This is a genomic window from Oceanobacillus zhaokaii (assembly GCF_003352005.1).
In the GTDB taxonomy this organism is placed as follows: domain Bacteria; phylum Bacillota; class Bacilli; order Bacillales; family Amphibacillaceae; genus Oceanobacillus; species Oceanobacillus zhaokaii.
In genome coordinates, this window is the sequence record NZ_CP024848.1 from 2,124,527 (window position 1) to 2,141,513 (window position 16,987).

Sequence of the window (16,987 nt, forward strand, 5' to 3'; positions counted from 1 at the left end):
CCCATCGTTAAGCCATCCATCCTATTTTGGTTGAATTTCTTGTAAATACCCCTCGAGACGTTCTAAGGATAAGGCACCGTTTACAACTTCTTCTATCTCCCCCTCTGGATTGATAAAGAATGTACTTGGTATCGGTCCTACTTTATATAGGTCTTTTACTTCGCCGGTTTTATCGAAGGGAACGGGGAATGTCAAATCGTATTCATCTATAAATCGATCTACAGCGAGTTCCGTACCATCCAAACTAACTGCAAGGATTTCTATTCCTTTATCATGATATTCTGGATATAAGGATTCCATATATGGCATTTCTGCCTTACACGGCTCACACCAAGTTCCCCAGAAATTTAACATTACACCCTTCCCCTTAAAATCACTTAGTTGAACGGATTCCAACTCATTATTATTACTAATTTGTTGTAATTTGAAATCCGGAGCCACGTCTCCAGTGCGGTATATTGTGTTATCTGCTTTTAGGTTAGATATTAGCGCAAATACTGCGGCACCAAGAAGAACAACTAAAATAGAAGTTCTAAATATTAACCGATTTCTTTTTTTCTTTCTTTTTTTATCTTTTATTTGATCCAAGCTCATTTGTTCCAAAACCTCCCCACGCCATTATACCATGAGTGTAAAGATTAAATTTTGACTATTATTTAACAATTTCACTTGCTAGATTTCTAATTTGTTTTACTTCTTTTAGAGTCAATGCACGGTATTTCCCTGGTTTTAGTCCTGTTAAAGTTAACATCCCGTATTGTTCCCTTTTTAATTTCATTACAGGGTAGCCTAATTGCTCCATCATTCTTCTAACATGACGGTTTTTTCCTTCACGTAATTTGATTTCCAGTATCATTGTGTTTTTCGTCTTATCGACTGATAATACATTATAGTCTGCAGCTTTTAATAAATCTTTTTCTGCCTTAACACCTTTTCTTAACTTTTCTAATTCCGGTTTTGTTGGAATTCCTTTTAATTTCGCAACATATACTTTTTCGACTTCATATTTAGGGTGCATTAGGTGATGAGCGAAATCGCCATCATTGGTAAGAAGCAATATCCCTGAAGTGTCATAATCCAATCTGCCTATCGGAAAAACACGCTCCGTCACACCTTCCAATAAATCTGTAACAACTTTTCTTCCTTTGTCATCACTTACACTAGAAATAACCCCACGAGGTTTATATAACATATAATAAACATGTGCTTCTTTTTCCAGTTGAACGTCATTCACTTCGATTTGGTCATTTTTTGATACCTTCGTACCTAAAGCAGTAACTACTTGTCCATTTACTTTTACTTTTCCTTCTAATATTAGCTGCTCTGCTTTCCTTCTAGAGGTAATGCCACTTTGTGCGATTACTTTTTGCAATCTTTCTTCATTGACTGTCATTTTATCACCATAATTCCTTTAATTTTTCTTACATAATAATAGCGCTAACCCCATAAGTTAACGCTACTCATTTGACTTATTTCATTGTAAAAAGAAATATATCATCCAAATACCATTTTTACAATGAGGATTGATGTTATTATACCAACCAAATCAGCTAATAGTCCAACCTTTAGAGCATATTTCATTTTTTTAATTCCAACAGCACCGAAATAGACGGTTAATATGTAAAGCGTTGTATCCATACTTCCCTGCATTGTTGATGCTAGTCTGCCAATAAAGGAATCTGGTCCGTGGGTACTAATTAACTCTGTTGTTATTCCTAGAGCAGCTGTACCTGAGATTGGCCGAACAAATGCAAGTGGGACAATTTCAGGTGGAACCCCAATAGCCATAAGGACTGGCGAGATAAGATTAATGATTGCATCAATCGCACCAGAGCTTCTTAATATCGAAATGGATACAATCATCCCTACTAAAAAAGGAAGCAGAGAAAATGCCATTTTCACACCTTCCTTCCCTCCCTCTACAAATAATTCATATGCAGGAATTCTTTTCCAGGAGGCAACAGAGAGGACAATCAATAGAAAGCATGGAATCAACCAAGTACTTAGTGCTGTGATGATGGCCATTATTTCTTCCTCCTAATACTTTGGTAATAGAAAAGCCGATCAAGCAGGATGGCACTGATTAAGGAAATAACAGTCGTAATGATCGTAGTCCCCACAATTTCGGTTGGTGATACAGAACCATACTGCATCCGAATAGCAATAACAGTGGTGGGTATTAAAGTTAATCCAGATGTATTTAATGCCAGGAAAGTGATCATTGATCTGGAGGCAGTATCTGTTCCACTCAATTGCTTCATTTGTTCCATTGCTTTAAGGCCCATTGGCGTTGCTGCATTTCCCAGGCCAAATATATTTGCAGTAATGTTAGACAGAATGTACCCCATTGCTGGGTGTCCCTTTGGTATTTCTGGAAATAATCTGCTGACAATTGGCATTAAAGCTTTAGATAAAGCTTTCAGTATCCCTGCTGATTCTGCTATTTTCATAATTCCTAACCAAAAAACCAAGATACTAATTAACCCAATCGATAACGTCACAGCATCATTTGCACTTTCAAATAATGCCTTATTCACTTCGTCCATCGTCCCATTAAACATTGCATAAACAATTCCAACGATCGCCATGAAAGCCCAAATTAAATTTACCATTTGCTAATTCCTGTTATTTTCTTATAATTTGCTAAAACTGAAGAAACAATGTTTTCCTGCTTTTCCCTATGGAGCGGAGTTTCGACCAATTGCTCTCCTCCTAATTCAAAGACCGTTCTTCCTATTATTTCCTTATCTTCCCTTTGATCAAGTAAGTAGGTATTTTTAGTCAAATTTTCTTTTTCATCTTCTGTCAGTGGGTATTCAATTTCTTCAGCAACAGTTGCAGTTACTTCTTCACTATTATTGAGCCTGTATGTAACATTTCCTACTTTACTAAGCGTTTCTAACTGGTAATGCTCGAATCCCCACTCGTATAGATTGATATGGTCACGCCAATCATCAGGTGCATTTAATGTAACAACAATTAGATCCATCCCGTTTTTTGAAGCTGATGAAACTAATGTCCGCCCTGTCTTTTTTGTAAAACCAGTTTTTCCGCCATTTGTTGGCTCATAGAGCTGTGTTAATAATTTATTCTTATTTATCCAGCTATAGGAACGATTATCAGAACGGTAGGAATTTGCTCCAGTTATTGTTCTAAATTTCTCATTTTCCATTGCATAACGCATGAGGAGTGCCATATCATATGCACTTGAATAATGGTTGTCCGAATCAAGACCATGCGGGTTCTCGAAATTTGTATTATTCATTCCGAGCCATCTTGCCTTCTCATTCATTAAGAATACAAATCCTTCTTCACTTTCTCCAACATGCTCTGCGATTGATACAGCAGCATCATTTCCCGAGCGAAGCATTAACCCATAAACTAAGTCTTCAAGTTTCATCTTCTCCCCTTGCTCCAGATAAATAGACGAGCCTTCCGTGTAAATTGCTTTCCTGCTTGTTTTAGCCTTCTCATCCATTTTCCCAGATTCAATTGCAATCAGTGCGGTCATAATCTTTGTAATACTTGCAATTGATGCTTGTTCGTAAGCAGCTTTCTCATATAATACTCTACCAGTACTTTGCTCTATTAAAACAGCATTATTTGCCGAGACATCGGGTGCTGCTTGTCCGATAGCTGGAAAAATGCTGATAACAAATAATACTGTTAAAATTCCTATAATCATTCGCATAGTAGGTTTCCTCCCACAGATATGATGTCCATACATTTTATGCAGGATAAAATAGGTTATGAATCATTTAAGTAAATAGACAGTACCTGCGGGGAACCTAACTAAGAAAATGAAGTGAATCGAAATTGGCTGGGAGTTAATAAAGCTTCCATTTCACATTTTTTGCTTCTAAAAAGCGATTGTTCACATCTTCCCAGTTCACGACATTCCACCAATTTTTTATATACGATGCTTTATCAGTTTTGTACTGCAGGTAATATGCATGCTCCCACATATCAAGAACAAGTAATGGAATAGAATCAGCGAGCTGGAAGAGCTGATGCTTTTCAAAAGATTGTACCCCTAGCTTTCCGCTTCTTGGGTTCCAAAGTAATACAGCCCAGCCTACACCTTCTACAGAACTGGCAACATTTGTAAATAATTCTCTAAATTTTTCCCAGGAGCCAATGTCTTTATCTAGTTGATGTTTTATCTCTTTTATAGGGTACTTGGTTGATTTTGGTGTCATATTTAACCAGAATATCGTGTGTAAATTATGACCAGAACCATTAAATGCTTGTTCCCGGAGCCAATGTCTAATAATATTCTTATCTTTTAGGTTTAAATATAATGCTTTTTCAGCATTATTTAGTCCATCAACATATGCCTTGTGGTGAATATCATGATGTAAACGCATGATTTCTTCACTTATATACGGTTCAAGTGCATTATAAGCATAGGGAAGAGGTGGCAAATGGTGCTTACCATAAGGTACACTGTCCATTTGATAATGATTGACCATTGAGTTTAGAATTCTTTGTCCTTCATCGTGTAAAACTTGCAAATCCTCTGTCATGATTTCTTGCTCTTCGGTTAAATAACGATTTACATTCGTTTTCCAATCAGAGATAGCTTGGATCCAGCCTTGATTTTCTGGAAGATTTGCTATTTCTAATGTTTTCTTTGTTTCGTCAGCCCATTTGTTAAGCTCTTGCAAATATGCTTGGTTGTTATCCATCTTATCACCCCTCTAAATCATATGCCTATCAAGATAAAATGTGAAAAATCCTTACATAGAAAATAATGTAAGGATTTAATGTAAAATAAATATTATTCCATTTCTTGATCGCTGCTTAAATCGATTTCATCACCAAATCGTTCAAAAAACAAATCAGCTTCTTGTGTCATCTCTTCGGTGTTCTCTGTTTCCGGTAGTGCTGGTAGGTCTTCCAGGGAGGTTAGACCAAAATAAGTTAAAAAGTCTTTACTGGTTCCATACAATATTGGTTTACCAACGGCATCTTTTCTGCCAAGTTCTTCAATTAGAGATCTAGCAAGTAATGTTTGCACCGCACGATCACTACCCACCCCGCGAATTTCTTCCATCTCTGTTTTTGTAATTGGCTGTCTATACGCAATAATTGCGAGAGTTTCCAGTGCAGCCTGTGACATGCGAGTTTGTTTCGGAATATCTAATAATTTCTTGAAATAATTGCTATGTTCCGGTTTTGTCGTTAAATGAAAAACATCGTGTGATTGCATAATCATCATTCCACGATTGGAATGTTCGTAATCATATTTTAATTCTTCAATTATATGAATCGCAGCCGATTCTTGGATATCAATAATCTTACTTAATTGCTTGATGGTAATTCCTTCATCGCCACTTGCAAATAATAATCCTTCTATAATCGCTTTTACTTCTCCAATTTCCAATACTATTCCTCCATATAAAAAACAAAAAGTGTATCAAAGTGTTTCGTTTGTTTACAATAGACGTGCTTGTTTTTCATTAATTCCAATATAGCAATAAACGTCACGACAACATGGGTTCGTGAGGGATATGGAAACAGCTGATCAAAGGAAGTTCCGTTCTTATTACCCCTTACGGCTTGGACAATTTCTTCCATTCGCTTTTGAATCGGAATCTCTGCGCGTTCAATTTTTGTATCTAATGGTTCATTCCATTTTTTTCGTTCAAACATCTTGCCAAGTGCAGTCAGCATATCGTAAACAGATACCTGCCCTTTCGTTACAGGTTGTTTCGTATCCTCTAACCCATCGAACAGTGTTGGTGGTCTTGTAAAGATTTGATTTGATTCAATTTCTTTTTCTTTTAATTTCTGTGCAGCTTCTTTGTACTTTCTATATTCAATTAATCTCCCAATCAATTCTTCTCTTGGGTCCTCCATATATTCTTCTGCTTCATCATCAATCGATTGGTTTGGCAATAGCAATTGACTTTTTATCGCTACAAGTGATGCTGCCATTACGAGGTACTCACTAGCAATATTTAACTCTAATTTGTGCATCGTATGGATGAATTCCATATACTGTTTAGTAATTTCCGCCATCGGAATATCGTATATATCAATTTCTTGCTGATTAATCAAATGTAGTAATAAATCAAGCGGACCTTCAAATACATCTAATTCAACCTGATATGCTTGATTCATGTCCATCACACACCTCGTCCTTAAGATAATTATTAAAAGTTGTCACAAACGCCTATACATCCAGACAGCTACCATCATAAATTATTAACGTAAGATAAATGTTACCATAAAACATTTATGCAAAGAAGAAAAAGGAGGAATTACATTATGAGTGGTGGTTACGGATATGGTGGAGGATTCGCGTTAATCGTTGTATTGTTCATTCTATTAATTATTGTTGGGGCTGCTTGGTTGTAGTATCCAGCGAGATAATTGTTAATTGAACTGAAAAACCAGCCCTATAAATAGTGGGGGCTGGTTTTTCACTGTTCATCAACATGATCACTAATATCTTCAGACTTATCATAGAAACTCTGAATTTCGCCTGTAGCACTAACTGTGTATTTATCCTGATATTGCTTTCTTATCTCATGTACCATATGTTTACCGATCCCTAAATTGCGATGTGATGGTGTAACGGACAGATGTTGGATAATAACATGATTATCTTCTTCCATTTTTATTCCAATCGCACCTAAGACATCCTCTTCTTTCCATAAGTAGAGGTGCCAGTCATCATTGGTTTCATATTCTTTAATCGTTTGCAGCAATTTTTTAATGTCTTTTTTTTCTTCCGGCATGAAAGACAATAATCCCATTGCAATCTTTTCTAGATTTTTTTTATAACGAATTAGCATAGATACCCCTCTTAATATAAAACTTATCATCAATTTAAAATGTAAAATATGTAAGACTTTATCCGTTGTTATTCGTCACATTTATACAGAAGCAGATATTCTCTTCCATATCTGCTAAAAAAAGATTTCATTGTAATTGATAATATCACAATATATGAAAAGAGTATACAACTATTTGTTTAAGTATAATTTAATAACTACTCGGCTTTTTATAATAATATTACTATTATGTACGAATTTAATAGGAACCATACCTAATATAAATCAGATGGGTGATTTTCCGATAAGAGCTGATAAAGCGTATAACCATCTGTATGTTTATTTTTAAATTTTAAAGGAATTAAATTACCTAATCCTAACCAAACATTGTACCAAAATAATAAAAATATAAATTCGTTTTCGTACCAGTTAGGAACAAAAAATAAAAGGAATGCTATTATTCCATTAAAAACAGGACCTAGAGCGGTAATCCAAAGCCTCTCTCTCTTACTGTACGGATTAACTCTGCTACTTGACGTAAGCCCATCCAGGAAATAAACAGCATAAATGGTCATCTGAAACCGTTCAAAACGAAATTGCAGTAATTGTTTTCCTCTTCCAATTGATAGACTAATAGTCTCCGCTTTAATCATCCTGGCAGCTAAAGCATGGCCCATTTCATGAATTAGGGTGCTAGATGGGACTACAATCAATATCAAAAATAGTAATAGTAAAATATCCATATTAACACCCTAATTTTAAATTAAAAACCTTACGAATTAAGCTTCAAAAACTTTAACCTCTTTCATTACATCACCGTTTTGCATTGCTAAAGCTGTTTCTAAGCCAGATGTAACAATTCCAAATACTGTATGAACACCATCTAAATGTGGCTGTGGCTCATGAACGATAAAGAACTGGCTTGAACCAGTATCCTTCCCAGCATGTGCCATTGATAAGCTTCCTGCTACATGCTTGTGAGGATTACCTTCTGTTTCACATTTAATCGTTGTTCCACTGCCACCCATACCGGTACCAGTTGGATCTCCACCTTGACTTACGAAGCCAGGAATTACACGGTGGAATACTACCCCATCGTAAAATCCGCTGTTTGCTAATTTTTCAAAGTTTGCTACTGTATTTGGAGCTTCATTTGGGAAAAATTCTAATTCGATTTTTTCACCATTCTCCATAATGATATATCCTTTTTTAGCCATTAATGCATCTCCTCATAATATAAATTTTATTGAACCTTTTATATTCTACCATTTAACAATTTTATTTTAAAGAATTCTACTTTAAAGCGTCAATCGTTTAACTAAACAAAAGTGTTTTATTCATAAGACAAATCATTACGAACGACATCTTCATATGTTTCTCTTCTTACTACTAGCTTGTCTTTTTTGTCTTCAATGAAAACTACAGCAGGGTTCGTAAAGCGATTATAGTGACTTGCCATCGAATACCCGTATGCTCCAGTTGAGAATACAGCGAGTATATCACCCGATTCTACTTCAGGAATTGGTAAGTCCTTAATGAGCTGGTCACCGGATTCACAGGCTTTTCCAGCTACGGTTACTTCTCTTGTAACTGGTTTATTTGCTCGATTTGCAATTACTGCATCATATTTCGCTTGATATAATGCAGGTCTAATATTATCTGTCATGCCACCATCAACAGAAATATAATTACGAACACCCGGTATTTCCTTCATGGATCCTATTGTATATAACGTTATGCCTGCTTCACCGACAATTGAGCGACCAGGTTCTAACCAGATCTCAGGCATCGCAATGTTAAGTTTACTCACATGATGCTCAACGGCTTTCACAAGATCCTTAACATATGTATCATAGGGAAGTGGTTTATCCTCTGCAGTGTAGCGTATTCCGTATCCTCCACCTAAATTCAAAACACTCGGTGTATAATCATATTTTTCTTTCCAATCAGCTAACGTATTAAACAATATATCTGTTGTGCGGACAAATCCTTCCGTCTCAAAGATTTGTGAACCGATGTGACAATGTAATCCTTTCAAATGAATTGCTTCATGCTGATTCAATTGTTTAAATGCTGCTTCTGCTTGACCATTCTGGAGATTAAATCCGAATTTAGAATCTTCATTACCAGTCATAATATAATCATGAGTATGTGATTCAACTCCAGGAGTAACCCGCATTAATACATCTGCTTTTTTATTCTTTTCTTGTAGTATTCGTGTAAGTAAGTCGATTTCGTGAAAATTATCGACCACAATACAGCCGATATTATGATCAATTGCCATTGTTAATTCTTCAATGCTTTTATTATTTCCATGCAAATGAATTCTGTCAGTAGGAAATTCAGCCTTTAATGCTGTATATAATTCACCTTCTGAAACAACGTCTAAATATAGATTCTCCTGTTTAGCAACCTGAAGCATTGCAATAGTGGAAAAGGCTTTACTTGCATACGCTACTTTTGCTTTAACACCCAATTCTTTAAAAGTATGTACAAAGGTTCTTGCGTTTTTGCGAATCATCGCAACATCATATACATAAAGTGGCGTTCCGTATTTTTCGGCAAGCATTATTGTATCTAACCCACCAATTTCTAAATGTCCATGTTGATTTACTTGAAATGGATGATGGTTTATTAGCATAATTATCCCCTCTTCTTTACAGTAAACTGATTAAGTGTAACGTAAAACTAAGAACCTCGCCTATCTTCCTTACTGGTTACAGGTTAAGCAAATAAAGCATTTTTACTGGCAAAACCTATGAAAATTACTTTACCACAGGAAAGTAAAAAACGGAAGAGCTAACACTGTTAGCTCTTCTTAATCGGCTGTCTGTACACATTTTTCGGATGTACAAAACTAGGCCTAGTATTTGTATATGGAACAGGGATTCTGAAAATAACATGTAACATCGCTTTACCATTGAATGGGATAAATGGCCACATATAAGGTACTTTTATTGATTTTAAGTGAATGAGATATAATAAATGGGCTACGATTCCAAAAATAAACCCGGGTATTCCGAATAGGCCAACCACAATTACTAAAGCGAAACTTACTAACTTATTCGCAATGCTGAGTTCATAACTCGGTGTCACATAGGAACCAATCGCGCTTACTGATGCATAGAGAATTACTTCTGGGCTTAAGAAACCCACATCAATTGCAATTTGTCCAATTAACACTGCTGCAATAAGTCCCATTGCTGTTGATAACGGGGTTGGTGTATGAATCGCTGCCATGCGTAAAAACTCAACCCCGAGACCTGCGACAATTATTTGGATAAATACTGGAATATTTCCAACTTCATTTGGTCCAATAAATGATAATTGCTTAGGCAGTAACGTTGGATCTATTACTAGCAGCAACCAAAACGGCATTAAATACAATGATGCTAGTACAGCCATAAAACGAATAAATCGAATAAATGTACCTACTATTGGTGCCTGACGGTATTCCTCTGCATGCTGGAGATGATGAAAGAAGGTTACGGGAAGAATCATGACACTAGGTGAAGTGTCAACAATCACGATTACATGACCTTCTAATAAATGACTTGCTGCAACATCCGGTCGTTCGGTATATCTAACGAGAGGATAGTTATTCCATTTACTTTCAATAAAATAATCTTCTATTGCTTTATCTGTCATCGTTATTCCATCAATTTCAATTGAACTTAGCTTTTCCTTAATAACTTCCACAAGTCCATCGTCTGCAATATCTTGTATATAACTAATACAGACATCTGTTTTCGATCGCTCACCAATCTTCATCATTTCTAATCGTAACCGTTCGTCACGTAATCTTCGACGTGTTAATGCTGTGTTTTGGATAATATTTTCCGTGTATCCGTCTCTTGAACCGCGGATAACCTTTTCTGTATCCGGTTCTTGTGGTGTTCTACCCGGATAGCTTCTTACATCAACTACATATGCATATTTTTCACCGTCAATAAAGACGACAATTAAGCCTGATAGTAGCTGATCAACCACCTCATCCATTGTTTCAGTCTCAGATACTTGTTGATGGACCAGGCGATTATGTATGATTTCAGGAATCTTTTTTAAGTTACTCTCGAAATCATTAATCTGGATTAACACTTTTAATATTTCTTGAAATACTAAAGTATCACAGAGACCTGTTACATAATAAAGCTGTACCTTTTTTTTCAGGACTATAATTTCCCGGAATCCAACATCAAATGATCGGCCGATTCCGAGATGCTCCTTCATATATTGCTGATTCTCACTAATTTTAGCTGAAACTGGATGTTTTGTGTTTGAAATTACCATGATGCCTTACACCACTCTCTCTTCCTACTTAACAAATATTGTCCACTGAAATAATGAACCAATTATTTTACCAAATACGATTGCCATTAATAAAATTAATAGATGTCTTTCCATTCTAATTCGTTTAGAAATAACAGGAAAAACATTTAATACCTCTGTTAGCGCAGCTGCAAGCAGACCATTGAATATTCCATGAAATAATCCCCAAAGAATTAAAAAGATGATTGGTTGATTTAATTTAATGTCGGCGAAAGAAAAATAACTACCAATCAATAAACCGATAATGACACATCCACTGTACATTTTTACTAATTTCTCTGTTTTTGTCAGTTGAATTAATCTTGGAATAATCCCTAATACGGTAATAAACGCAACAAACCCACCTCCTACTGCAAGACCTCCACTAAAACCTATAAGTACTTGTAAAAAATTAACTAGTAGGGTTTGTATCATTTAGTTTATTTTCATGTTGATTCAAATAGTTATCGAGGTCTTGTTGATATTTATAAATTTCTACTTCAAGTGGACTTGGTTCTTCATTAAATCGTTTATTAAACCAATGATTAAAGAACAGAAGAGTACCAATACCTAATCCTAGTGAATACGGTATTTGAATCCATAAAGGGTATTGATTTTGCTCTCCGGTAAGTAAATAATGGAGCTTCTGCTGCACTTGCTGCATACTGACATCATAATGGAAATTCATAATCGTCATAGCCGTTCCGATGAACAGAATAATCCATACAATAGAGACCATTAATAAGTTGATTGGTTTCTTTTTTGCAACTACTCGTATTATCGTTTGTGAGGGACCTATCAGTTGAATTTCTATTGTACTAAACGTTTTTGTTAAGTGATCTATAATTAAAAAACTGTCCATAATGACGATGTTTTTATCCTTTTTACTAATACGATAGATTGGGGTATTCTCAAGTTTTTTGTTTAATAAGGGATCTGTTGAGCTAATATGGGCAATATGCTTTAATTGAACTTCTTGCATTTCACTAAACTCAATATTTTTCTTCATTCGTAAATAAACAATCGTTGTCATTGAGTTATCACCTTCTGTTCTTACTTTGTGCATTAATAGTATTGGCAGGAATACAGTTTTTATCCAAGCTTTATTTAAGAAGGCTCATTTTGAATCACTTGTCAGTATTTCGTTAAAGTGCGAACTACTTTAATGTGCTAAGGAGTCTCACCTAGGCTCTTCTTCCCTGAGGAGTCTCCGTGTATTTCTTCCGCTGGTATTGCAAGATAAAGATTAGTTTCTTATCTCTCTTTTAAGTACGATTCCATCTCGCTTTTTAACGGAAACATAGGAGTCTCTCCAAAATAGGAGTGTACATTCTTAGCATGATGTAATGCAGAGCTTCACGAAGTAAATAGACTGACCAGAGCCGAAATTAACATCGGACCTATTTGCACTTTACACTTTATATCAACTATTTATTAATATTCGATTACTTTGACAGGAAAAATTAGGAAGGTAAAAAAACAGATCATCACAATTTGCAATGATCTGTTTAAGTCATAGTTTAGTTATTAAGGGTCCATATTTATTTTCATTTCAAGCAGTATCTTTTTCTCTAAACGCGAAACTTGTACTTGGGAGATTCCGAGTCTTTCTGCTACTTCCGTTTGGGTTTGGTCCTTGTAATAGCGTAAGTAGATGATTAATCGTTCACGATCATTTAAGCTTTTAATTGCTTCTTCTAAATTAAATTTATCAAACCATTTTGTGTCCTGGTCTGCAATTTGATCCAGTAGAGTTATTGGATCACCATCGTTTTCAAATACCGTTTCATGGATTGAATGCGGGGTTTTAGCTGCTTCTTGCGCTAGTACAACATCCTCTGGTGGTATTTCCAGGGCTTCTGCAAGTTCATTAATCGTGGGCGATCTTCCAAGTTGCTTCGTCATTTCATCCCTTTTTTTGCGGATTTTATTGCCAATTTCCTTTAATGATCGACTCACCTTTACACTACCATCATCCCTGATAAAACGTTGGATTTCACCAATGATCATTGGAACGGCATACGTAGAAAATCGAACATCATAAGATAAATCGAACTTATCTATTGATTTGATCAGCCCTATACTACCAATCTGAAATAAATCATCAGGATCATAACCACGATTAATAAAACGTTGTACAACAGACCAAACCAACCGAATATTATTTTCAACAAGAATATCTCTAGCCTGCTTGTCCCCTTGCTGACTCTTGTAAATATAGTTCTTCACCTGTTCGTCCGATAGGGTTGCTTTACGCTTAGTATTTTTTACATTTACGTTCATTGGCAATTTCCCTAATTATAAACCGTTTTACTATTAATAAGTTGCTTGGTCATGTTTACGGTTGTCCCCTTTTCAGGAGTGGACGTGACAGCAACCGAATCCATGAAGTTTTCGATAATTGTAAAGCCCATACCAGATCTTTCTAAATCAGGTTTTGAGGTGTATAAAGGTTCCATTGCTCTGTTTATATCAGCTATTCCAACGCCATTGTCCTGGATTGTGAGTTGAATTTCATCGTTTTCAATTGTACAAGAGATGTAAATCTTGTGATGACCCTCATTATTATAGCCATGAATTATGGCGTTCGTTACAACTTCAGAAACGACTGTTTTAATTTCCGTTAATTCATCCATTGTCGGATCTAGCTGGGAAATAAAAGCTGCCACTGTAACGCGCGCAAAAGCTTCATTTTCACTAATGCTAGAAAACTCTATCTTCATTTGATTTTTCACGAAGCCACCCCCAGTGTTTCTAAAGCAAATGATTCATTCTCCTCTAAGCGAACAATTTTAAAGAGCCCTGACATTTCAAACAAACGCTTGATTGAAGGAGAAATAGAGCATACAACCATTTCTCCGCCAAGCTGTAATACTTCTTTATATCTCCCTAAAATAACACCCAAACCTGAACTATCCATGAAGCTGACATTTTCGAGATTTAAGATAACATGTTTAATGGAATTTGAATATATCATGTCCTTCCAGCTATCTCGTAGATGTTCTGCTTCATGGTGATCCAGCTCGCCGGCGAGCCTAACAATTAATACATCTTCTTTAACATCAAACATTGAGTGAAGTCCCATAAATATTCCTCCTCGTATTTAGACTCTATAATACTTTTCTCGATTAAATGGGTTAATTCCTGCTCTATGACAAAAGAAGAAGCATTTCGACGATATTCTTGGCAAGTAAAAAAGTATAAAAACTTTCTTACTGCATAAGTGCAAATAAGGTCTTGTTTTCTAGTTAATCAGATTTTACAATTGCTTGTATTGATCTTTTTAATAATGTGAAATAGGATGCTTTGCCAATATTTTCATCCACCGTTAGAGGTGACTCAAGAATTTTTTCCTCTCCATTTTTAACAACTAATTTACCTATCTTGTCACCTATATTTATAGGCAGGTTGATTTTTTTATCAAGTACAATTTCTGAAGTAATATTCTCAATTGAATCCCCTTTTGCATGTAGAGTACTTATTGATTCTGATGTTACAACTTTAATATTCTTTTTGTCTGCTTTTAATAATTGCAGATCCGCAATCTTTTCATTTTTTTCAAATAGCTTATTTGTTTCAAAGCTATTAAACGCATAGTCAAGCATACTTGATACAGTTGAATTCCGCTCCTTTGGTGTTTTTGCTCCCATAACAACTGCAATCACGCGCATACCATCTTTCTCAGCTGTAGCTGTTAAGCAATACATCGCTTCGTTCGTAAACCCTGTTTTTAACCCGTCTACACCAGGGTAAAAACGAACCAGCTTATTTGTATTCACCAACCAAAATTCATTTTCTTTCCCTTTTCTTAAATAATCTTCATAGATAGAGGTATAGTTTGTAATTTTTTCATATTTTAATAATTCCTTCGCCATGATTGCCATATCATATGCGGTACTGTAATGATCGTCAGCTGGTAATCCGGTAGTATTTTGAAACTTTGTATTCTCCAGTTTAAGTTCCTTTACTTTATCATTCATCTTTTTAACAAAAGCTTCTTCACTTCCTGCTATTCTCTCAGCCATTGCAACACTCGCATCATTTCCGGAAGCAATTGCAATTCCCTTTAAAAGATCATCTACTGACATCTCTTCCCCAGCTTCAAGGAAGATTTGTGATCCACCCATGGATGCTGCATAATCACTTACACGGACTGTTTCGTCGAGTTTTAAATTTCCCTTTTCAAGAGCCTCCATAATTAATAGTAATGTCATCACTTTCGTCATACTTGCTGGCGGGAGTTTTTCATGTGCATTTTTATCAAAAAGGAGCTTGCCTGTATCTCTTTCAATTAAAATCGCTGACTTTGAATTTGGTGCTAGATTTAATTCTTCCATTGTGCTGTCTGCTGGCTTTTCCTCTGCTAAAACTGAAAGAGTTGGAAAAATAGCAGAAATTGAAAATATCACCGCAACCATTAATATGTATTTTTTCATAGTTTTACCTCCAACAATCGATATAATATAAGGATTGTCAAAAGTGTAGTTTTTTATACTAAATATTCTCGGAAGAAAATAAAATGCACGCCCTATTTTTAGTAATAACTAAAAGATTTGGGCGTGCTTTTTAAGCTAAATTATTCTGTGATCGTATCATAAATTAATGTTGGGGCTTTAACTGAATTTGTAGAGATGACTATGCTATCATATAATTTCTTTTTAATTTGCTCGAGTTCTTCGTTGTTAGCATGGATTGTCAACAAAGATTCCCCTTCAGAAACTTGATCACCAATCTTTTTATTTAAAACAATTCCAACCGCAAGGTCAATCTCTGATTCTTTTGTTGCACGTCCAGCCCCTAACAGCATCGCTGCTGTGCCGATTTCATTAGCAACAATTGCTTCCACAGTCCCAGAAGATGTTGCAGGCAATTCAACTTTATAAGTTGCCTCTGGTAATCGGTTTGGCTCATCAACAACTGTCGAATCTCCACCTTGTGCTTTAAGAAATACTTTAAATTGTTCCAGTGCTTTCCCATTCTCAAGATTCTCTGATAATTTCTCTCTTGCCTCGTCTACATCTTCTGCCATACCTGCTAATACGACCATTTGGCTTCCCAATGTAAGACAAAGCTCTGTCAAATCCTCTGGACCTTTTCCTTGTAAAGTATCGATTGCTTCCTTAATCTCAAGTGCATTGCCGATTGCAAATCCGAGTGGCTGATTCATATCGGAAATAATTGCCACTGTATTTCTTCCAACTTGGTTACCGATAGATACCATTGCTTTTGCCAATTCTTTGGAATCTTCAAGCTTCTTCATAAATGCGCCCTCACCGGTTTTCACATCCAGTACAATCGCATCAGCACCAGCCGCAATTTTTTTACTCATAATCGAACTTGCAATAAGTGGAATTGAGTTTACGGTGGCTGTTACATCTCGTAAGCTATAAAGCTTTTTATCAGCGGGTGTCAGATTCCCTGATTGTCCGATTACTGCGACTTTATTTTCATTTACTAATCGAACAAATTCATCATTCGTTATTTCGACATGGAATCCAGGAACAGATTCTAACTTATCAATCGTTCCACCAGTGTGACCGAGGCCTTTCCCGCTCATCTTCGCTACTGGTACATCTAAAGATGCAACCAATGGAGCTAAAACTAATGTCGTTGTATCACCGACACCTCCAGTTGAATGTTTATCAACTTTTATTCCATCTATTGCCGATAAGTCGATTTGATCACCAGACTCTACCATTGCTTTCGTTAAATCAGCACGTTCTTTTGCTGTCATATCTTGATAAAATATTGCCATTAACAAGGCACTTACTTGATAGTCTGGAATTTCGTCTGCGGTATATCCATTAATGAAAAACTCGATTTCTTCACTCGTTAATTCTTTGCCGTCACGCTTTTTCTCAATAATGTCATACATTCTCAATGTTTAACACCAGCCT

At 35.8% G+C, this 16,987-nt stretch carries 21 protein-coding genes; 1 reads left to right on the forward strand and 20 read right to left on the reverse strand.

Translation table 11 applies throughout. From position 1 onward, the window contains the following. Positions 1 to 21: 21 nt before the first annotated feature. The 8 genes from resA to CUC15_RS10860 all read right to left on the reverse strand — a co-directional run bounded on the left by resA (position 22) and on the right by CUC15_RS10860 (position 6,126). Entirely contained in the window at positions 22 to 594 is a 573-nt protein-coding gene (gene resA, locus CUC15_RS10825) for a thiol-disulfide oxidoreductase ResA (RefSeq protein WP_114916668.1), read from the reverse strand. A 58-nt stretch (positions 595 to 652) separates the two neighbouring features. After that, positions 653 to 1,393 (reverse strand): pseudouridine synthase, encoded by a 741-nt coding sequence (locus CUC15_RS10830; protein WP_114916669.1) that lies wholly within the window; start codon positions 1,391 to 1,393, stop codon positions 653 to 655. Positions 1,394 to 1,494: 101 nt separating this feature from the next. Continuing rightward, complete coding sequence (locus CUC15_RS10835; RefSeq protein ID WP_114916670.1) at positions 1,495 to 2,025, reverse strand: spore maturation protein; 531 nt, start codon at positions 2,023 to 2,025, stop codon at positions 1,495 to 1,497. Continuing rightward, positions 2,025 to 2,612 carry a nucleoside recognition domain-containing protein gene (locus CUC15_RS10840; protein ID WP_114916671.1) on the reverse strand — a complete coding sequence of 196 codons (588 nt, stop codon included), beginning with the start codon at positions 2,610 to 2,612 and terminating at the stop codon, positions 2,025 to 2,027. Before CUC15_RS10840 ends, CUC15_RS10835 begins: the two co-directional genes overlap by 1 nt. Then, the gene (locus CUC15_RS10845; RefSeq protein WP_114916672.1) at positions 2,606 to 3,691 is read right to left on the reverse strand and encodes a D-alanyl-D-alanine carboxypeptidase family protein; all 1,086 of its coding nucleotides are present in this window, start codon (positions 3,689 to 3,691) and stop codon (positions 2,606 to 2,608) included. The genes CUC15_RS10840 and CUC15_RS10845 overlap by 7 nt, the downstream gene beginning before the upstream one ends. Before the next feature lie 136 nt (positions 3,692 to 3,827). Next, positions 3,828 to 4,688, reverse strand: coding sequence for a superoxide dismutase (locus CUC15_RS10850; RefSeq protein ID WP_114916673.1), 861 nt, complete (start codon positions 4,686 to 4,688; stop codon positions 3,828 to 3,830). A 92-nt stretch (positions 4,689 to 4,780) separates the two neighbouring features. Next, positions 4,781 to 5,386, reverse strand: a complete 606-nt coding sequence (gene scpB, locus CUC15_RS10855; RefSeq protein ID WP_114916674.1) for an SMC-Scp complex subunit ScpB — start codon at positions 5,384 to 5,386, stop codon at positions 4,781 to 4,783. A gap of 2 nt (positions 5,387 to 5,388) precedes the next feature. Continuing rightward, positions 5,389 to 6,126: a segregation/condensation protein A gene (locus CUC15_RS10860; RefSeq protein ID WP_114918438.1), complete on the reverse strand. Its 738-nt coding sequence runs from the start codon at positions 6,124 to 6,126 to the stop codon at positions 5,389 to 5,391. Between the two features lie 147 nt (positions 6,127 to 6,273). Between CUC15_RS10860 and CUC15_RS10865 the strand changes: the two genes are divergently transcribed. Further along, the gene (locus CUC15_RS10865) at positions 6,274 to 6,363 is read left to right on the forward strand and encodes a YjcZ family sporulation protein (RefSeq protein ID WP_021291215.1); all 90 of its coding nucleotides are present in this window, start codon (positions 6,274 to 6,276) and stop codon (positions 6,361 to 6,363) included. A 65-nt stretch (positions 6,364 to 6,428) separates the two neighbouring features. Here the strand turns inward: CUC15_RS10865 and CUC15_RS10870 are convergent, their stop codons facing one another. From CUC15_RS10870 to CUC15_RS10925, 12 genes are all read right to left on the reverse strand, one after another. Continuing rightward, positions 6,429 to 6,803, reverse strand: a complete 375-nt coding sequence (locus tag CUC15_RS10870; RefSeq protein WP_114916675.1) for a GNAT family N-acetyltransferase — start codon at positions 6,801 to 6,803, stop codon at positions 6,429 to 6,431. Positions 6,804 to 7,057: 254 nt separating this feature from the next. Then, a complete protein-coding gene (locus CUC15_RS10875; RefSeq protein WP_114916676.1) occupies positions 7,058 to 7,525 on the reverse strand; it encodes a M50 family metallopeptidase in 468 nt (155 codons plus the stop codon). Positions 7,526 to 7,561: 36 nt separating this feature from the next. Beyond that, positions 7,562 to 7,999, reverse strand: coding sequence for a peptidylprolyl isomerase (locus CUC15_RS10880; protein WP_114916677.1), 438 nt, complete (start codon positions 7,997 to 7,999; stop codon positions 7,562 to 7,564). 116 nt (positions 8,000 to 8,115) lie between these two features. Then, the gene (gene lysA, locus CUC15_RS10885) at positions 8,116 to 9,423 is read right to left on the reverse strand and encodes a diaminopimelate decarboxylase (protein WP_114916678.1); all 1,308 of its coding nucleotides are present in this window, start codon (positions 9,421 to 9,423) and stop codon (positions 8,116 to 8,118) included. 167 nt (positions 9,424 to 9,590) lie between these two features. Next, positions 9,591 to 11,072: a spore germination protein gene (locus CUC15_RS10890; protein WP_114916679.1), complete on the reverse strand. Its 1,482-nt coding sequence runs from the start codon at positions 11,070 to 11,072 to the stop codon at positions 9,591 to 9,593. A gap of 24 nt (positions 11,073 to 11,096) precedes the next feature. Further along, complete coding sequence (locus CUC15_RS10895; protein WP_114916680.1) at positions 11,097 to 11,525, reverse strand: stage V sporulation protein AB; 429 nt, start codon at positions 11,523 to 11,525, stop codon at positions 11,097 to 11,099. After that, positions 11,503 to 12,123: a stage V sporulation protein AA gene (locus tag CUC15_RS10900; protein ID WP_114916681.1), complete on the reverse strand. Its 621-nt coding sequence runs from the start codon at positions 12,121 to 12,123 to the stop codon at positions 11,503 to 11,505. The genes CUC15_RS10895 and CUC15_RS10900 overlap by 23 nt, the downstream gene beginning before the upstream one ends. A gap of 494 nt (positions 12,124 to 12,617) precedes the next feature. After that, positions 12,618 to 13,373: an RNA polymerase sporulation sigma factor SigF gene (gene sigF / locus CUC15_RS10905; RefSeq protein ID WP_114916682.1), complete on the reverse strand. Its 756-nt coding sequence runs from the start codon at positions 13,371 to 13,373 to the stop codon at positions 12,618 to 12,620. A gap of 11 nt (positions 13,374 to 13,384) precedes the next feature. Then, positions 13,385 to 13,825: an anti-sigma F factor gene (gene spoIIAB / locus CUC15_RS10910; protein ID WP_114916683.1), complete on the reverse strand. Its 441-nt coding sequence runs from the start codon at positions 13,823 to 13,825 to the stop codon at positions 13,385 to 13,387. Next, positions 13,822 to 14,175, reverse strand: a complete 354-nt coding sequence (spoIIAA, locus tag CUC15_RS10915; RefSeq protein WP_114916684.1) for an anti-sigma F factor antagonist — start codon at positions 14,173 to 14,175, stop codon at positions 13,822 to 13,824. Before spoIIAA ends, spoIIAB begins: the two co-directional genes overlap by 4 nt. A 163-nt stretch (positions 14,176 to 14,338) precedes the next feature. Then, a complete protein-coding gene (locus tag CUC15_RS10920; protein ID WP_114916685.1) occupies positions 14,339 to 15,526 on the reverse strand; it encodes a D-alanyl-D-alanine carboxypeptidase family protein in 1,188 nt (395 codons plus the stop codon). A 140-nt stretch (positions 15,527 to 15,666) separates the two neighbouring features. Then, positions 15,667 to 16,971: a pyrimidine-nucleoside phosphorylase gene (locus CUC15_RS10925; protein ID WP_114916686.1), complete on the reverse strand. Its 1,305-nt coding sequence runs from the start codon at positions 16,969 to 16,971 to the stop codon at positions 15,667 to 15,669. Positions 16,972 to 16,987: the final 16 nt, after the last annotated feature.

Bases quoted from the DNA above. Each gene is read 5' to 3' on its own strand.
- resA (WP_114916668.1), bottom strand. From the start codon at position 594: ATGAGCTTGGATCAAATAAAAGATAAAAAAAGAAAGAAAAAAAGAAAT.
- CUC15_RS10830 (WP_114916669.1), bottom strand. From the start codon at position 1,393: ATGACAGTCAATGAAGAAAGATTGCAAAAAGTAATCGCACAAAGTGGC.
- CUC15_RS10835 (WP_114916670.1), bottom strand. From the start codon at position 2,025: ATGGCCATCATCACAGCACTAAGTACTTGGTTGATTCCATGCTTTCTA.
- CUC15_RS10840 (WP_114916671.1), bottom strand. From the start codon at position 2,612: ATGGTAAATTTAATTTGGGCTTTCATGGCGATCGTTGGAATTGTTTAT.
- CUC15_RS10845 (WP_114916672.1), bottom strand. From the start codon at position 3,691: ATGCGAATGATTATAGGAATTTTAACAGTATTATTTGTTATCAGCATT.
- CUC15_RS10850 (WP_114916673.1), bottom strand. From the start codon at position 4,688: ATGGATAACAACCAAGCATATTTGCAAGAGCTTAACAAATGGGCTGAC.
- CUC15_RS10860 (WP_114918438.1), bottom strand. From the start codon at position 6,126: ATGAATCAAGCATATCAGGTTGAATTAGATGTATTTGAAGGTCCGCTT.
- CUC15_RS10865 (WP_021291215.1), top strand. From the start codon at position 6,274: ATGAGTGGTGGTTACGGATATGGTGGAGGATTCGCGTTAATCGTTGTA.
- CUC15_RS10870 (WP_114916675.1), bottom strand. From the start codon at position 6,803: ATGCTAATTCGTTATAAAAAAAATCTAGAAAAGATTGCAATGGGATTA.
- CUC15_RS10875 (WP_114916676.1), bottom strand. From the start codon at position 7,525: ATGGATATTTTACTATTACTATTTTTGATATTGATTGTAGTCCCATCT.
- CUC15_RS10880 (WP_114916677.1), bottom strand. From the start codon at position 7,999: ATGGCTAAAAAAGGATATATCATTATGGAGAATGGTGAAAAAATCGAA.
- lysA (WP_114916678.1), bottom strand. From the start codon at position 9,423: ATGCTAATAAACCATCATCCATTTCAAGTAAATCAACATGGACATTTA.
- CUC15_RS10890 (WP_114916679.1), bottom strand. From the start codon at position 11,072: ATGGTAATTTCAAACACAAAACATCCAGTTTCAGCTAAAATTAGTGAG.
- CUC15_RS10895 (WP_114916680.1), bottom strand. From the start codon at position 11,525: ATGATACAAACCCTACTAGTTAATTTTTTACAAGTACTTATAGGTTTT.
- CUC15_RS10900 (WP_114916681.1), bottom strand. From the start codon at position 12,123: ATGACAACGATTGTTTATTTACGAATGAAGAAAAATATTGAGTTTAGT.
- sigF (WP_114916682.1), bottom strand. From the start codon at position 13,373: ATGAACGTAAATGTAAAAAATACTAAGCGTAAAGCAACCCTATCGGAC.
- spoIIAA (WP_114916684.1), bottom strand. From the start codon at position 14,175: ATGGGACTTCACTCAATGTTTGATGTTAAAGAAGATGTATTAATTGTT.
- CUC15_RS10920 (WP_114916685.1), bottom strand. From the start codon at position 15,526: ATGAAAAAATACATATTAATGGTTGCGGTGATATTTTCAATTTCTGCT.